Annotated in this window: 12 protein-coding genes and 1 pseudogene; 3 read left to right on the top strand and 10 right to left on the bottom strand. The window is 72.7% G+C overall.

What is annotated here, in order from left to right; genetic code table 11:
- Window positions 1-45: 45 nt before the first annotated feature.
- Window positions 46-1,104 (bottom strand): threonine synthase, encoded by a 1,059-nt coding sequence (gene thrC, locus OG344_RS17520; protein ID WP_405084038.1) that lies wholly within the window; start codon window positions 1,102-1,104, stop codon window positions 46-48.
- A gap of 155 nt (window positions 1,105-1,259) precedes the next feature.
- Window positions 1,260-1,673: pseudogene (tnpA, locus tag OG344_RS17515) on the bottom strand (IS200/IS605 family transposase).
- Window positions 1,674-1,721: 48 nt separating this feature from the next.
- Between tnpA and OG344_RS17510 the strand changes: the two are divergent.
- Both OG344_RS17510 and OG344_RS17505 read left to right on the top strand, forming a co-directional pair.
- Window positions 1,722-2,990, top strand: coding sequence for an RNA-guided endonuclease InsQ/TnpB family protein (locus tag OG344_RS17510; RefSeq protein ID WP_405084037.1), 1,269 nt, complete (start codon window positions 1,722-1,724; stop codon window positions 2,988-2,990).
- Between the two features lie 316 nt (window positions 2,991-3,306).
- The gene (locus OG344_RS17505) at window positions 3,307-4,806 is read left to right on the top strand and encodes a glycosyltransferase (RefSeq protein WP_405084036.1); all 1,500 of its coding nucleotides are present in this window, start codon (window positions 3,307-3,309) and stop codon (window positions 4,804-4,806) included.
- A 15-nt stretch (window positions 4,807-4,821) separates the two neighbouring features.
- On the opposite strand, the gene OG344_RS17500 is transcribed toward OG344_RS17505, so the two are convergent.
- The 8 genes from OG344_RS17500 to OG344_RS17465 all read right to left on the bottom strand — a co-directional run bounded on the left by OG344_RS17500 (window position 4,822) and on the right by OG344_RS17465 (window position 15,981).
- Window positions 4,822-6,495, bottom strand: coding sequence for a glycosyltransferase (locus OG344_RS17500; protein ID WP_405084035.1), 1,674 nt, complete (start codon window positions 6,493-6,495; stop codon window positions 4,822-4,824).
- Window positions 6,492-7,607: a glycosyltransferase family 2 protein gene (locus tag OG344_RS17495; protein ID WP_405084034.1), complete on the bottom strand. Its 1,116-nt coding sequence runs from the start codon at window positions 7,605-7,607 to the stop codon at window positions 6,492-6,494. Before OG344_RS17495 ends, OG344_RS17500 begins: the two co-directional genes overlap by 4 nt.
- A gap of 92 nt (window positions 7,608-7,699) precedes the next feature.
- A complete protein-coding gene (locus OG344_RS17490) occupies window positions 7,700-8,563 on the bottom strand; it encodes a polysaccharide deacetylase family protein (protein WP_405084033.1) in 864 nt (287 codons plus the stop codon).
- A gap of 82 nt (window positions 8,564-8,645) precedes the next feature.
- Entirely contained in the window at window positions 8,646-10,172 is a 1,527-nt protein-coding gene (locus OG344_RS17485; RefSeq protein WP_405084032.1) for a glycosyltransferase family 39 protein, read from the bottom strand.
- A gap of 90 nt (window positions 10,173-10,262) precedes the next feature.
- Window positions 10,263-11,570, bottom strand: a complete 1,308-nt coding sequence (locus OG344_RS17480) for a homoserine dehydrogenase (RefSeq protein WP_327044354.1) — start codon at window positions 11,568-11,570, stop codon at window positions 10,263-10,265.
- 42 nt (window positions 11,571-11,612) lie between these two features.
- Window positions 11,613-13,019, bottom strand: a complete 1,407-nt coding sequence (lysA, locus tag OG344_RS17475; RefSeq protein WP_405084031.1) for a diaminopimelate decarboxylase — start codon at window positions 13,017-13,019, stop codon at window positions 11,613-11,615.
- Window positions 13,020-13,145: 126 nt separating this feature from the next.
- Window positions 13,146-13,844, bottom strand: coding sequence for a DALR anticodon-binding domain-containing protein (locus OG344_RS17470; RefSeq protein WP_405084030.1), 699 nt, complete (start codon window positions 13,842-13,844; stop codon window positions 13,146-13,148).
- Window positions 13,845-13,953: 109 nt separating this feature from the next.
- Complete coding sequence (locus OG344_RS17465) at window positions 13,954-15,981, bottom strand: hypothetical protein (RefSeq protein ID WP_405084029.1); 2,028 nt, start codon at window positions 15,979-15,981, stop codon at window positions 13,954-13,956.
- A 401-nt stretch (window positions 15,982-16,382) separates the two neighbouring features.
- Between OG344_RS17465 and OG344_RS17460 the strand changes: the two genes are divergently transcribed.
- Complete coding sequence (locus OG344_RS17460; protein WP_405084028.1) at window positions 16,383-16,727, top strand: type II toxin-antitoxin system RelE/ParE family toxin; 345 nt, start codon at window positions 16,383-16,385, stop codon at window positions 16,725-16,727.

Below are 16,727 nucleotides of genomic sequence, written 5' to 3'. Positions count from 1 at the left end.
CGTCACCTGGAGATGTGCTGAGTGTCAGAGGGCGGGTCGGGCGGGTCAGGCGAGTCCCAGCGCCGCTGCGGCCGCGTAGGCGTCGGTCGGGATCGTCACCGGAGCGGGAGCCCCGGAGATGGCCCAGTCCGGGTCCTTCAGGCCGTTGCCGGTCACGGTGCAGACGATCCGCTGTCCCGGCGTGAGCAGGCCCTGCTCGTGGGCCTGCAGCAGGCCGGCGACGCTCGCCGCCGAGGCGAGCTCGACGAAGACGCCCTCCTCCTGCGCGAGCAGCTTGTACGCCGCGGCGATCTGGCGGTCGGTCACGGCCTGGATGTCGCCGCCGGACTCGTCGCGAGCGGCCTCGGCGAGCCGCCACGAGGCGGGGTTGCCGATCCTGATCGCCGTGGCGATCGTCTGCGGATGGGTGACCGGGGAGCCGCCGACGATCGGCGCCGCGCCACTGGCCTGGAACCCCAGCATTCGGGGACGCTTGGTGGCCACGCCGTCCTCGGCGTACTCCTGGTAGCCCATCCAGTAGGCCGAGATGTTGCCGGCGTTGCCGACCGGGATGCAGTGGACGTCCGGCGCGTCGCCGAGCGCGTCGACGATCTCGAAGGCCGCCGTCTTCTGGCCCTGCAGGCGGTGCGGGTTGACGGAGTTGACCAGCGCGATCGGGTAGGTCTCCGCGAGCTTCCTGGTCATCTCCAGGCAGTCGTCGAAGGAGCCCTCGACCTGGAGCAGCTTCGCGCCGTGGACCAGCGCCTGGGCCAGCTTGCCCATCGCGATCTTCCCGCGCGGCACGAGGACGGCGCAGGTCAGCCCGGCCCGTACGGCGTAGGCCGCGGCGGAGGCGCTGGTGTTGCCGGTGGAGGCGCAGATGACCGCCTGGGCGCCCTCCTCGACGGCCTTGCTGATCGCGAGGGTCATGCCGCGGTCCTTGAAGCTGCCGGTGGGGTTGAGACCCTCGACCTTCAGATGGACGTCACATCCCGTGATCTCGGACACCCGCCGGGCGGGGACGAGCGGCGTGCCGCCTTCGAGCAGGGTCACCACGGGCGTCGTCGCGGAGACCGGAAGACGGTCGCGGTACTCCTCGATAAGGCCACGCCAAGCCCTGAACATGGTTGCTCCTCCCACGCGTGCGGACGCGTGTCACCAGGGGTATCGGTCACCGAGTCTACCGGAGTGCGGGCCGGTGCTCCGGCCTTCAGGCCGGGGGTGAAGGCCCGCGCGGGAGTGCCTTATAGCTAGGGCGCGAGCGTGCCTTCACCCGCAGGTCACAGTGGGCGTTGCCGCTGCTCGATGTACTGCTTGAGCACCGTGATCGGTGCACCGCCGACTGAGCCGGCGAAGTAGGACTTCGGACCAGAAGTGTCCACCCCACAGGTACTTGCGGACATACGCGCTGTGTTCCTTGCGGAGTATCCGCGCCGAGACGCCCTTCAGTGAGTTACGAGTGTGGACAGGGCGACCTTCGGCGGGTGGTGGATCAGTGGGTGGACGTGGTCGTGTTCGCCGTTGAGCTCGCGCAGCTCGACCTCGAAGTCGGCGCGCACCTCGCGCATGAGTTCCTCGCATCGGGTCGGCATCGGGCCGGTGAAGGCCCCACGCCGGTACTTCGTCACGCACACCACGTGGGTGCGGAGGGTGTGGACACCATGGCGTTCGATGCGTACATCGGGGTCACTCAGGGTGTGGATTCCGTCACGCTGGCGTAAACCCGGGGGTACGATCCGGGCGTGGAGGTGGCCAGGCAGGCGCGTGCGCATGTGGCGCGACTCGACCTGAGCACGGCCCAGGTGGCGGTGCTGGATGGTCAGGCGCACACCGCCCGCGCGCTGTGGAACCTGCTGCATGAGTTCTGCACCTTCCGGCAGGGCCGGTTGGCGTCGGTGAAGGACTGCGACACCGCGATCCGGGTGGCTCGCCGCGAGATCGACTGGATGGGGCGGCTGCCCGCTCAGGGGGCGCAGGCGGTGCTGAGAACCTACCGGCAGGCGTGGGCGAACTTCTTCAACCCCGCCCATCCCGCCGGACGGCCCACGTTCAAGGGCCGGTCGCGGACCCGGCCGGCCGTGGATGTCCCCCAGGCCCGCGACCTGAACATCACGCGGGTGAACCGGCGGTGGGGCGCGGTCAACCTGCCCAAGGTCGGGCGGGTGCGCTTCCGCTGGACCAGGGACCTGCCCGGCGTCACCAGGGGCGGCCCGGCCGGGCGGATCACCGGAGCCCGCCTGGTCAAGGACGCCTTCGGGTGGCAGATCGTGTTCCGCACCGAAGCCGTGGTCGCGGCGGCCCCGGTCGCCCACCGGGGCGAGCCGGTCGGGATCGACCGGGGAATCACCGTCGCCCTGGCGTTGTCGGACGGCACCATGCGCGAGCACGGGGAATGGCTCACTCGCGGTGAGAAGGAACACCTTCGCCGGCTGGAGAAGACGTCCGCCCGCCGGCGCCGCACTCGCGTTCCCGGCCGGCCTGCGTCCAGACGGCTGGCCCGCACCTATGACCGGATCGCCCGGCTCCGCGCGACAGCCAAGCGCCGGGCCGTCGACTGGCAGCACCAGACCACCACCGAACTCGCGCGCACCTTCGGCGTGGTCGTGGTGGAAGACCTGACGATCACGAACATGGTCCGCTCCGCGACCGGCACGGTCGAGCGGCCCGGCCGGAACGTGCGGCAGAAGGCGGGGCTGAACCGCGCCATCACCGGGCAGGCGTGGGGCCGGACGGTCACCCTGCTGGAGTACAAGACCCGTGATCGCGGCGGGCTGGTGGTGAAGGTCCCCGCCCCGGGCACGTCACAGACCTGCCACCGGTGCGGCCACCGCGACCCGGCGGCCCGGGACGGCACCCGGTTCTCGTGCGTGAACCCCGCGTGCGGGTGGGCCGGGCACGCCGACACCAACGCCGCGATCAACATACGCAACGCCGCAGGAACCGCGGTGTCAGGACGTGGAGACCTCGGGGCTGCCCGGTCCGCGAAGCGTCAACCCCCGCACGCCGCCTGACCGCGACACGACGGGAGAACCTCCGGCCTTCAAGCCGGGGAGGAGTTCAAGGCCAACCGTTTGACGTGCGGACTCCGTTGTCCACCGACTGGACATATTGGGCGTCACCTTAGGGAACCGTCATTCGCTTTCGCTAGTGCCGCGACCACCAAAGTTTGCCCAGGCGGAGCGGTGTCCAGAGTGGTGCATCGCAAGGCGGAGGAGGAGGCCGTAACGGAGGGCGAGGTGCCGCTCTGGGCGACGTGACGGGGCAAAGACTGGCGGAAGGGGCATTAGTGTGGACCGGGCCTTTGACCATCGCTGTGAAGGACGAGGATTGGCCCACCTGACAGGCGTGGAGCCCCGGCCGAGGATCCGCCACAACGACTACTCTCCGCTCACGCCGCCACCCCTCGGAAGTTGGAGTCCCACGCTCGGCGCGAGCGTCGTGATCCCCGCGCACGGCGGACAGCACCGCCTCGACCTGACGCTGGCCGCGCTGGCCGCGCAGACCTATCCCGCGCGTCTCACCGAGGTGATCGTGGTGGACGACCGCAGCGATCCCCCGCTGCGCCTGCCCGGGCTGCGGCCGGAGAACACGAGAATCGTCTCCGTGCCGGCCGGCGGGTGGGGCGCCGGGCACGCGATGAACGCCGGCATCGCGGCGGCCGAGGGGGAGATCGTGCAGCGCCTCGACGCCGACATGGTGATCTCGCGCGAGCACCTGGAGGCGCTGTTCCGCTGGCACCACCTCACCGACTACCTCGTCACCATCGGCGGCAAGAGGTTCGCCGAGGAGCCCGCGCTCACTCCCGGGCAGGTCCACGACGCCGTACGGCGCGGCTCGCCGGAGGACCTGTTCGACCCGTCGGCGCTGGTGTCCAGTTCGACCGAGGAGACCATCCGCCGCCTCGACGGCCTACGCGCCAGCAAGAACCCCTACCAGGTCTGCACCGGGCCGACGGTCTCCCTGCGGCGGGCCCTGCTGGACGAGGTCCGGGGCTTCGATCCCGAGGTCGTGCGCGGCCAGGACACCGAGTTCGCCTACCGGCTCGCCCAGGCGGGGGCCGTCTTCGTGCCCGACCCGGAGGCCCGCGCCGTCCACCTCGGCCTGCCCGCGCAGCGCAGCGAGCACGGCAGGGCGATCGTCCGGCTGGTCGAGGCTCATCTGGCGCAGCGGGTGCCGCTCCGCCGAGACCTGCGCAAGGAGCCCGGCCGGCGGTGGCGCGTGCCGTACGTCGAGGTCGTCTTCGACGTGGCCGGGGCGGACGAGCGGCGGATCGTCGCGGCCGTCGACGCGGTGCTGCGCGGCACGCTCCCGGACGTCGCGGTGACGCTGACCGGCCCCTGGACGCCGCTCGACGGGGGCCGCAGGTGGGCGCCGGGGACCGAGGCGTTCGACCTCGCCCTGGTCAGGGCGGCGTTCGGGCCCGACGCGCGGGTGCGGTTCGCCGGCAGCGCGGCGCCGACGGCCGCGCCCATCCCTTTCCGCTACACCGCGCCGATCGACGCGCCGCCCGCTCCGGCGCTGCTGGAGCGGGCGGTCAGGGCGATGCTGGAGGAACGCGTCGGCCTGCTGGTGCTGGAAGCGCCCGGCGGCCCCACGGCCACGCTGGAGCGGACCGAGGCCGTCGCACGCGCCCGCCTCCTCGCCGCGCCCGGCGAGGCGATCGCCGACGTCGTCGCCCAGACCCACGGCGTACGGCACGCCACGCCGGACGAGTTCGACAAGGCCCCACCCGCCGCACGGAAGCCCGCGGTGACACCGGCCGCCGCGCCGGCCTCCCCGGAGGACCAGGCGCCGCGGGCGCGCCGGGGCCTGTTCCGCCGTTCCTGACGCGGGGAGGCGCGGTCAGGACTTCTTGAAGGCGAAGGGGCGGGTGAGGCCCCGGGCGATGCCGCGCAGGCCCTGGGCCTGGCCCTGGCTCTGGGCGCGGCGCAGCGCCGAGATCTGCTTGCGCAGGGCGCCGATCTCCCGGCGGAACTCGACGGCCGACTTGCGCCACCGCCCCGCCTCGTCGCGCCACTTGGCGACCTGGCCGCGCAGCCGCTCGACCTCGTTGGTGAGCCGCTCGACCTCGGCCTGCGCCGACACCCGGGCCCGGTAGGCCGCACGAGGGTTCAGGTGGGGCGCGGCCTCGCCGAAGGGCCGGAAGCCGAGGGTCTCGCCGTCGGCCCAGTGGGTGCCGAACATCTCGTCCACGAGATCGTCGGCGTTCTCCCCCTCGGCCGCCTCCCCCTCGGCCGCGACGAGGGCGGCGCGGGCGAAGGCCTCGGTGCGCTCCAGACGGGCGACGACGATCCCCTCCGCGTCCTCGGCCAGGAGCACGCTGACCAGCCCGAACTCCCGCTCGCGCGCCGTCGCGAGCAGCGCTCCGATGCCGTCCTCCCCCGGCGACCAGCCCGGCGGGACGCGCAGCCGGTACGGCGACAGGGTGTCGGGCGGCGTCGCGGCCAGCCGTACGCGGCCCTCGTGCGCGTAGTGCGCGCGCAGCAGCACCAGGTCCAGGCGCGGGTCCTTGAGCGGGGCGCGTTGTTCCGGCGCGAGTTCGTCCCACGGGCCGGTCAGCACGACGGCGAGATCGGTGACGGTGCCGGCCAGCACGCCGTCCACGGTCGCCCGGACCTCGTCGTACGACCCCGCCGTCGCGTCGACGACGGCCTCCACCTGCGGGACCTTCCACTGACGCGAGGGGTGGGTGCGCAGCCACCGGTATACGGGGACGCGGTCGGTCACCAGGGCGTGGCTGACCCGGTTGATCCGCTCGCTGTCGCGCATGCGCATGGACGGCCCGAGGTGGTACGCCCTGGCCTGCGGGTCCGGGACGAAGACCGCCCCCGCCTGCGCCAGCCGGTAGCCCATCTCGGTGTCCTGGCCGAGGATCATGTCGGGGTCCATCGTCCCGGCCCGCTCGAACAGCCTGGCGTTCGCCGACGACGCGCCGCCGATGTGGATGCTGAACGGCCGCGGCGAGCGGGTCAGCCCCTGCGACCGCTCGACCAGGTCCTCGATCCAGGCGTGCGGCTCGGCGGGCTCGAACAGCCTGGCCAGGTCGCCTGCGCCCGCGACGTCCTCGGGAGCGGGCAGCGCCGCGGTGCTGAAGCGCAGATAGGAGGTGACCGACAGGTAGGGCGCGAGGTGGTGCCAGCGCATGTGGGCCTCCACCTCCGCACGCTCCGGCACGACGTCGGAGTCCATCCAGTGGATGACGTCCCCCGTCGCGGCGGCCAGGCCGGCGTTGCGCGCCCTGGCCCGGCCCGGCGCCTCGCACACCAGCAGCCGCGTCCCGCGCGGCCGGATCTCCGGCAGGCGCAGCGGCGGGTCGCTGCCGTTGTCGACGACGATCACTTCGAGCAGGCCGGCCGGGTACGTCTGCGCGGCCAGCCCGGCGAGCGTGAGGTCGAGCTTCGCCTGGGCTCCGTACGCCGGGACGACGACGCTCACCCGCAGGCTCGGCGTCCACGCCGACCCCAGCGCGGGCGGCTGCAGCACGGTGTAGTCGTTTCCCCTGATGCGTGGCGTCATGGCGTGTCCAGAAGCAGACTCGGGCGAAAACCGCGCCATTGGTTCGTCGCGGCTCGCAGGAAGTGGGCAAGGGGACGGTTCCAGGTGTGGTCGGCGCCGAGGGACCGCCGCAGGACGTAGCCGAGGCCGTGCGTACGGTAGATCCGCCCGCCCGCCTCCTCGACGGAGCGCCGCAGGTGGGCGTCCTCTCCCCGGTCCTGCGGCCCGAAGCCGCCGACCTCCTCCAGCAGGTCGCGGCCGAGCAGGATCGTGCCTCCCGCGACGTGGTCGGTCCACACCTCGCTGCCGTAGTCGGTGCGGCGGATCGTGGCGTCCAGGGGCTGGAGGTAGAAGAACTCGGGAGCGGTCCCGACCAGGTCGGCGCCCGAGTAGGTCATGGCCAGCAGCAGGTCCGACAGGTGCTCGGGGCCGTACCAGTCGTCGTCGTCCCATTTGGCGACGATGCCGGTGGACGCCCGCGCGGCCGCCTCGTTGAGGACCGTTCCGAGTGGCGCCTGCCCGGCGGCCTCGACCACGGTGACGGGACGCGGGAACTCCTCGACCGCCTGCCGCACCCGCGCCGCGGGGAAGCCGTGCAGCGCGACGACCACCTCGAAGTCCACCCCGCGCTGACGGGCCATCTGCCGCAGCGCGTCGCCGACATACTGGGGCCGCCGCGTGGCCATGACGACGGTGACCGGCGCCGGGTCCGCGGCGACTCCCCGGGCGCGCAGCGCGTGCCTGCGCAGGCGCACGCTGTGCTCCTCCCGGCGCAGGTCGGCGACCGAGGCCGGGGTGCCGTCGCCGGGCTCGGGCGTCCAGGCCGCGGCGAGCCCAGCGAGCACCGGATCGCCCTCGCGTACCCATGCGGGCGGATCCGGGCAGGTCAGCGGCACTCCCGCGGCGGCGAGCGCGACCACCGGATCGAGTGCCCCGGCGACGGGCCGCGCGGGCCACTCGACGGTCAGCCCGCGCAGCGGCCGGAGCTCCTCGACGTCGGCGGGCCGCGGCGGGCCGGGCAACGGGCGGTCTCCCGCCATCCAGCCGTCGCCGCTCCACGACAGCGCGACAGCCTCCTGGGTGGGACTCCGCGTGAAGCCGTACGGGGAGCACATTTCCGTCGCGACCGTCACGTGTCCCTCCCGCTCGTCTCTTTACGAGTTTTGTGGACTTATATCATCAGAAACTGGTAAATACCTGTGACTTTCAGTGCCCGGACCATCTCTCACATTTCGTCGGGAACCGGCCAGACCTTTCCGCCCACGAGGTCGCCCAGCGCCTTCACCTGGATCTTCCCGGCCTTCCGCTGCCGCGCCACCCAGTCGACGAAGGCGGCGAACTCCTTCGGCGCCGTCGCGTACTGGTCCTTCGGGTTGTTCTTGATCTCGTGGAAGACGAAGGTGACCAGGCCGTGGCTGCCCTCCTGCTGGGCCCGGGTGACGAAGCCCTCCAATGTGCGGGCCGTACGCGGCAGGCGGGTCTGGCTCGTGGCGCGCACGGCGGCGAGGTCGACCGGCGGCAGCTTCTCGGCGACCGGGCACGCGCGGCAGCTGTCGGGCCGGTACAGGCCGTTGATGCCGCGCGCGGTGGTGTAGCCGCACCGCATGGAGAGCTGCTTGGTGGTCTCGTCGTAGTCGCCGAAGGGATAGGCGAACGAGCGGGCGGCGAAGCCCATCTTCAGCAGCGCCCGCCGGTCGTCGCAGATCTCGCTCCGCTGCACGTCCTCGGACTCGTCCGACAGGTGTGGATGGCGGAGGGTGTGGCCGCCGATCTCGTGCCCGGCCCGCGCGATGGCCCGCAGGGCCGGCACGGTCAGGTACTTGCCGGAGCTGCCGAGGCGCCCGCTGTTGACGTAGAACGTTCCCTTCAGGCCGCGCCTGGCCAGCATCTTCGCCACGGCCAGGTGGTCGGCCGTCCCGTCGTCGAACGTGAGCGCCACGGTCGGCACTCCGCTCCTGGCCGCCGCCTGCGGGGCGGCGTGCGCGGCCGCCTGCCCCGTGGAGGGAACGCCGGCCGCCCCGGCGGGGGCCTGCTGGAGCCCCGCGACCGACGCCGCGGCGACGAGACAGGCCGGTACGAGTCTCTTCACCGTAAGTCGCATAGGGGAAGACTTTACTTGCATCGGGCAATTACTTTGCCGTCACCTCGGCGATCGGGTATCGCCGCGGTGGTCATTTTCCGCCCCGCCCGCGTTCGAACAGCGCGACGGTCAGGCCGGGCAGTTCGGCGGAGTGCCAGGCGGTGGACAGGCGGAATCCCGCCGCGCGCACGGCCATCACCCGCCGGATCTTCGTGCCCTCCAGGCCGGCCTGCCTGGTGCCCCGCCAGACGACCCAGACCCGGCGGCGCCCGGCCAGGGCCTCCGCGAGGCCGGGCCTCTCCGCGTACTCGAAGGCCGGGCCGCGCCCTGTGAAGAGCACGTCGTCAGGGAGCCCGTCGCGGCCGTAGTAGCCGAATCCGGTGCGCAGCCTGCTCTGGCCGTACACGATGGCGTCGCCGGGGCGCTCCTGCGCCCTGATCACGTCAACCGCTCCGGGGAAGTCCTCGTAGTGGCCGTTCCGCCGCCGGTAGTCGGCCTGCGCGGGCAGCCCCAGCAACGCGACGGCCAGGACGGACGGCACGGCTACCAGCGCGGTGGTGCGGGCGGAAGACGGGCGGACGGAGGCGAGGGCCACGCCGCCCGCCAGCGCCAGCGCGGGCGCGGCGACGAACACGTAGCGGTCCACATAGGCGGGGGTCACCAGCGCGTCGACCGCGAGCAGCAGCAGCGGCGGGAGGACGAGCCAGCCACCGGCGAGCACGCCCCACGGGACGGACGCGCGCAGCAGGATCACCACCCCCGCGGCGGCGAGGGCGAACAGCGCCGGCCCGGCGAGATCGGAGCCCGCGACGTGCTTGGGCACCTTCAGCAGCACCTCGGGCCCGTGCGGCTCGATCCAGCTGATCGCGGCGCGCTCGCCCCATCCCACCAGCCCGAGGATCGCGACGGGGACGCACCCCGCGGCCATCGCGGGGACGACCCTGGCCGACACGGTACGGAGGGGCAGCGCGAGCAGGGCGGCCAGGAACTGCGCCGGGAGCACCAGGACCGAGAACAGGTGCGTGCAGCCGAGCAGGGCCACCGCGGCCGCGTACGCGCCCGCCCGGCCCCAGGTGGGCGACTCCGCCACCCGGTGCAGCGCCCAGGCCGAGACGACGGCCGCCGCGGCCGCGAACGCGTACGGCCGGGCGTTCGCCCCGTGGAAGGACACCGACGGCAGCACCGCGAACAGCGCGGCGGCCGCCATTCCGGCGCGCGGGCCGGCGAGCCTGCGGCCGAGGTCGGCCAGGAAGCCGGCCGCGACGCCCGCCGCCAGGGCCGACGGCAGGCGCAGCCACCACTCGGCCTCCCCGAGGAGGGACCAGAGGTGGATGAGCAGGTAGTAGGGCAGGAAGTGGCCGTCGACGTGCTGGACGAGCGTCCACAGGCCGCTCAGCGGCCGGGCCACTGCGGCGCTGTAGGTCGCCACCTCGTCACCCGACAGCGACGCCGTGCCGCCGGACACGGCGACGCCGGTGGCCACGAGGCCCGCGACGAGCGGCGTCCACCGCGAGCGCCTGGGCCATCCGGGCCGTTTCGCCGCGGCCCCGGCCGCGCCGTCGCCGGCCGTACGGGCCGCCTCGCCCGTAACCACGCTCTCCCCCGATGAAGTGATCACTTCTACGAGGTTAGGGACATCCCGTTTCCACCGGCACGAAGATCCACAAGGCCGTTACCGGATCGAGTCGTCGCTCGTCAGGAAGGAGGGTCAGGGAGCTTCGTCGCCCTCCACGCGCATCACGCTGGCGACCGCCCGGACGATGTCCAGTTCGCGCAGGTCCTCGATCGTGCCGGACAGGGCCGCGTCGCTGGCCCGGTGGGTGACCAGCACGAGCCGGGCGTCGTCGCCCCGCCCCTCCTGCCGCACCGTCTGGATCGACACGTCCCGCCGGGCGAAGGTGTCGGCCACCCGGGCGAGCACGCCGGGCTTGTCCGCCACGTCCAGCGACACGTGGTAGCGGGTGACGCTGTCGCCCATGGGGTGGACCTTGAGGTCGGCGTACGTCGACTCCTCGGGGCCGCGGGTGCCCGCGAGGCGGTTGCGCGCCACCGCGACGATGTCGCCCAGCACGGCGCTGGCGGTCGGCGCGCCGCCCGCGCCCGCGCCGTAGAACATCAGCCGCCCGGCCGACTCGGCCTCCACGAAGACGGCGTTGTACGCCTCCCGGACCCCGGCGAGGGGGTGGGACCTCGGGATCATGGCGGGGTGCACGCGGACCCCGGCCGACCGGCCGTCGTCGGAGCGGGCGCAGATGGCCAGCAGCTTGATGACGTAGCCCATGCCCTTGGCGGAGGCGACGTCGGCCGCGGTGATGTCCGTGATGCCCTCACGGTAGACGTCGGCGGCCGTCACCCGGCTGTGGAAGGCGATGCCCGCGAGGATCGCGGCCTTGGCCGCGGCGTCGAAGCCCTCGACGTCGGCCGTCGGGTCCGCCTCGGCGTATCCCAGCGCCTGGGCCTCCTCCAGGGCGTCGGTGAACGAGGCGCCGGTGGAGTCCATCTTGTCGAGGATGTAGTTGGTCGTGCCGTTGACGATGCCCAGCACGCGGCGCACCCGGTCACCGGCCATCGACTCGCGCAGCGGCCGCAGCAGCGGGATCGCCCCGGCCACGCTCGCCTCGAAGTACAGATCGGCGCCGTTCTCCCGGGCGGCCCGGTGGATCGTCGCACCGTCCTCGGCCAGCAGCGCCTTGTTGGCGCTGACCACGGACTTGCCCCGCGCCATGGCGGCGAGGATCAGCGAACGGGCGGGCTCGATTCCGCCGATCACCTCGACGACGATGTCCACGTCGTCACGGGTGACGAGGGCCTCGGCGTCGGTCGTGAGCAGCGCGGGGTCGACGTCGGCGTCCCGCTTGCGGCCGAGCCTGCGCACGGCGACGCCGGCCAGCCTCAGCGGCGCCCCGACGCGGGCGGCGAGATCGTCGGCCTGCTCGCCGAGCAGGCGCACGACCTGCGACCCGACGACGCCGCAGCCCAGCAGCGCGACCCCGAGCGCCGGTTTGGCGTTACTCACGACCCCTCCTCGCTTCGCCGCCGGACCGCCTGCGGCGGCTGGTCACAGCTGCCCCCTGAGCAGGTCGTCCTCGGTCTCCCGGCGGATGATCACACGCGCCCGGCCGTTGGACACCGCCACGACGGCGGGCTTGGGCAGATAGTTGTAGTTGCTGGCCAGGGACCGGCAGTAGGCGCCGGTGCCGGCGACGGCGATCAGGTCGCCCGGGGCCAGGTCGCCCGGCAGGTACAGGTCGCGCACGACCATGTCGCCGCTCTCGCAGTGCTTGCCGACCAGGCGCGACAGCATCGGCGCCGCCTGGCTCTCGCGGGAGGCGAGCACCGCCGTGTACTCCGCGCCGTACAGCGCGGTGCGGACGTTGTCGCTCATGCCGCCGTCGACGCTCACGTAGGTGCGCAGGCCCTCCACGTTCTTGACGGTACCGGCCTCGTACACGGTCACGCCGGAAAGGCCCGCGATCGAGCGGCCCGGCTCGACCGTGAGGCGCGGCACCGGCAGCCCGGCCGCCTCGCACACCTTGGTGACGATCTCGCGCAGGCCGTCCGCGATGACCTTGACGTCCAGGGACTCGTCGCCCGTGACGTACGGGATGCCGTATCCGCCGCCGAGGTCCAGCTCGGGGAGCACCACGCCGTGCTCCTCCTTGATGTCGACCAGCAGGGTGGCGAGGCGGCGGGCGGCGACCTCGAAACCGCCGACGTCGGTGATCTGCGAGCCGATGTGGGAGTGCAGGCCGGCCAGTTCGAGCTGCGGCAGCGCGAGGATGCGCCGCACCGCCTCGGCGGCGGCGCCGCCGTTCAGCGACAGGCCGAACTTCTGGTCGTCGTGGGCGGTCGCGATGAACTCGTGGGTGTGCGCCTCGACCCCGACGGTCACCCGGATCATGACCTTGGGCCGCACGCCGTGCTTCTCGGCGAGGAAGCCGAGGCGGGCGATCTCCTCGAACGAGTCGACCACGACGTGGCCGACGCCGGTCTGGACGGCCTTCTCCAGCTCCGCGAGCGACTTGTTGTTGCCGTGCAACGTGATCCGCGCGGGCGGGAAGCCCACGCTGAGCGCGACGGCGAGCTCGCCCGCGCTGCACACGTCGAGGCCGAGCCCCTCCTGGTCGATCCAGCGGGCGACCTCCCGGCACAGGAACGCCTTGGCCGCGTAGTGGACCTCGCCGTCGTGGAAGGCCGAGCGGTATTCGCGGCAGCGGGAGCGGAAGTCCTCCTCGTCGACGACGTACAGCGGTGTGCCGAACTCCTTCGCCAGGTCGCGTACGTCGATGCCGCCGATCGTGACGGCTCCGCCGGTCCGGCCCGACGTTCGCGGCCAGATGGCCGGTTCGAGCGCGTTGAGGTCGGCGGGCGTGTGCGGCGGACGCTCCTCGGGCGGTCCGGCGGTCACGGCGACGATATTGGAGGCGGCGTGCAGGTCGCCGGCTGGGTGGGCGAATCGACTCACCCGCACGAGGCTAGCCGACCCGGCGATTCTCCCGCGCCCGCTGCTCACCCTGCGAGACAACGCGTGGAAGATATTCTGCATCGCAGGTCATCCTGCGTACTGTTTCCGGTCGGTTTCTGCTTTTGCTCAGATTCTGCGGGGCGGGGTGACACCGAGTTCCCGCAGGCCCGTGGCGAGCACCGCGCGCACCGCCTCCCCCAGCCGTACCCGCGCGGCGTGGACGTCCGACGGCTCCTCGTCGCCCCGGGGAATGGGCGCGGCGTGCTCGAAGGCGTCGTGGTAGGCCGCGGCCAGCCGTTCGAGATACGCCGCCCAGCCCGGATCACGGCTCTCCCGCCTGCTCGGCAGCTCCGCCAGGACCCGCAGCACCGCCCGGTCGTACGGGCCGTCCAGCCGCCCGGGGCTGGGGCGCCCGCCGACGCGGGTCGCGACGCCGAGATCGCGCGCCCAGCGCCGTACGGCCTCCGCCCGCGCGTACGCGTACCTGACGGCGAAGCCGGGGTTGTCCCACGTACGGGGGAAGTCCGGCCACGGCCCCTCGCCTTTCGACGGCCGGGAGGGTTCCGGGGGTGCGGCGGGCGGGACGTCGGCGAGGACGTCCTCCGGCTCGGTGACGGCGATGACGAGGAAGCCGTTCGGCCGGACGTCCACCCGCCCGACCCCAGGAACGGCCCGCAGCCGTCCGGCCAGCCGCTCCGCCGTCTCTTTCGCGGGTATACCGGTCCCGCGCAGCGCCGCCGCGGAGGCGAACGTCGCCTCCCGTTCCCACGAGCCCTGGGGGACGGGCGGCGAGCCGAGGACGGCGGCCAGCGCCCCGACGATCACTCGCCGTCCTCCACGGGCGGCGCCGGGCACCCGTGGTCCCGTTCTTCATGGCTCGCGATGGTCATCGCGGCCAGCCTAACGCCGGAGCCGGGCCGGTCGGAGAAGCCGGTCAGAGCAGGAGGGCGAGGGGTTCGGCCGGGACGAATCCCTCCATGCGCGCCGAGGAGAGCAGCGCGCCCTCCGCCGAGTCGCGGACGCAGACGTAGGAGTAGCGGTCGGCCGAGTAGACCCGCACCCCGTCCGTACGGCACTGCCGCATCAGGACCTCGCCCCACTCCTCCGAGACGTCCGCGAGGCCGAGATCGGTGAGGGTCTGGCGGCGGGCCAGGACGGTGCCCCCGGCGATCTCCGGCAGGAACCGGTGCTCGGCCCCCGGCTGGCGCAGCAGCGTTGCCCCGGTTCCGGGCAGGTGCGCGTAGAAGGACGCCTTCCCGAGCACCTCGGCGTCGGTGGAGGCGAAGTGCCGGACGAGGTCGGCCAGGTAGTGCTCGCCGTACAGGTCTCTGGGGTCGAGCACCGCCACGTGGTCGCCGTCGGCGAGCCGGACCGCGCGGTCGAGGGCGGCCCCCCGCGTGATCGGCTCCTCGGCGACGCGGACCACGACGTCGAGGCCGGGGCACGCCTGGCGGACGGTCTTGTCCACCAGCCCGGCGTCCAGGCCCTCCGCGACGATCACGATCTGGCCGGGCCGGTCGATCTGGCGGGACACCTGGGCGAGCAGGTGGTCGAGCTCGGCCTGACCGGCGACCGCGGCGACCGCCGTGACCACGCCGCTGCCCCGCACGCTGGGCACGCCGAGCGTGTCGAGGATCGGGTCGAGCAGCGGCGTCACGCCGGCGCCGGCCCGCCAGGCGAGGTGCGCCTCCCTGGCCAGCCGCTCGGCGTCGGCCATGAACATCTCGGCCGCCGCGACGATCTCCTCGCCCTTGGCCCCCGCCCGCACCTGGAGCACCGGGGTGCCGCAGGCCGTGACCTCTCCTATCGTCCGCGGCTCGGCGTCGGCGCCCGCGATCACCAGGGCCGGCTGCCGGTAGGCCGTCAGCACGTCGTCGTACGCCGTGTCGTCGTCGCCCTGGCCGGCCAGCGGCCGCCAGGCGGCCGATCCGTCGGCGGGAGGGGGGACAGTGCCGAGGGTGACGATTTCCCCCGTACGGCCGCCCTCGGCGGGGATTGGGTTGTGCACCCGGGGCTGGATCGCGAGCGGGAGCACGCCGACCCGGTCGTGCCGCAGCGCCGAGCGCCACTCGCGGGCCCGGGCCTCGGTGGTGGTCAGCACCCACTCGAAGTGCTCGGCCGCCGGGACCCCCCGCGACACCGCGCCTCCGGAGTGCCAGAAGACCGTCTTGATCCCCCGCTTGCGGCAGGCCGCCACCAGGTCGCGCAGCGCGCGCGTCTCCCCGGCCAGCGCCTCCAGCCAGCGTCCGCCGTTCCCCTGGCGGGGGCCGGGCCGTACGGACTCGACGAACAGCACGTGCGGCCGCTGCTGGTCGAGCATGACCTCCCAGTTGTCCGGGCCGAAGTTGGTCACCAGCCGCCACTCGTACCGCAGCAGCGCCTCGGTCTGCCGGTCGACGATCGCGGCGACCGTCATGTACGGCCGTGCCGTCGGGCCCTTGGGGACCACGAAGTGCCCGGCGAGCGGCGCGGAGACCTGCGGAGGCTTCGGCTGGGGCTCGGCCGGAATGGCCTTCGCCTCCTCGACGACGGGGATCTCCGGCGTGAAGTCGGAGCGCCTGGGCGCCGGGCGCTTCCTGATCGGCGCCTTCAGCGTCTTGGCCACCGAGCCGGGGTTCTTGCTGTTGATCGCGTCGCCGAGCTTGCTCCACCGGCTGTCCTGGAGCGAGGCGAGCTTCCAGTTGGCGACCTCGGTCTGGTAGCGCTGCTCGGCGAGTTGCTTGGCGAGTTGCCTGTTCTGCCGCTCCGCCGTCTTCAGCCGCGCCTCGGCCTCGCGCGTCCTGGTCACGGCCTCGGCCTCCGCGCGCGCCACCTCCTCCAGCCGCCGCTGGTAGTCGCCGATCAGCCGGGTGAGCTCCGCCGCGCCGGCCGCCCGTTCCACCGCCTCCGCCAGCGCCCGCCGCAGCGCCGCCGGGTCGTTCCGCTCGGGCTGTCCGGCTGCCGGTTCGCTCAGCTCGCTCATAAGGGGTGACTCCGCGGTAGGCCATCAGGACGCAACTCACAATATTCGCAGAACCTCCTGATCATTCTCAGCCGGAGGCACGACCCCGCAGATCCCGGCACCTCGCCGCTCCACCCACCGTGTCAGCGACCAGTCGCTCACGCGACTTCCGACCAGCTGCCCACGTCCGGAGCGACCAGACGACCATGCGCCCTGCGACCAAATCGTCAGCGATCATGCGGCCATCTGCTCACGTAGGCCGTACGGCCTGCGGAAACACAATCGCCCCCAACCGCACGAGCGCGGCGCCGCCTGTCGTCGTTCCTCATCACTCGCCGACATCGAGCACCACCGGAAAAGGATCTTGACTTGCTTGACGAACCGAAAGACATGACGCTTGCCTCGCCTATAACGTTCATGTTATGAAGTGGGGAGAGGTGGAACTGGAACCCGAAGTCGACGAGTGGTTCGACTCGCTCAGCCAGAACGACCAGGAGACCGCCGTGTTCTATGTCGATCTACTGGCCGAGCGGGGCGTGCTTCTTGACGAGCCGTACACCCGGCAACTGTGCGGCAAGCTGAGAGAACTTCGATTCCATCTTTCCCGAGACGCGGTTCGCGTCACCTACTGGATCGCTCCGGGAAGGCGCATCATCCTGCTCACGGTCTTCCGTAAGCAGCGGATGCGAGAGACAGCCGAGATCGAGCGAGCCGTGCGGGCCATGCAACGGTGCATGGCGGAAGCTCACACGGCAGACGAGGAGTGA

It is taken from the genome of Microbispora sp. NBC_01389 (assembly GCF_045040095.1).
Lineage (GTDB): Bacteria > Actinomycetota > Actinomycetes > Streptosporangiales > Streptosporangiaceae > Microbispora.
This window is presented reverse-complemented; position numbering and strand designations above follow the sequence as displayed.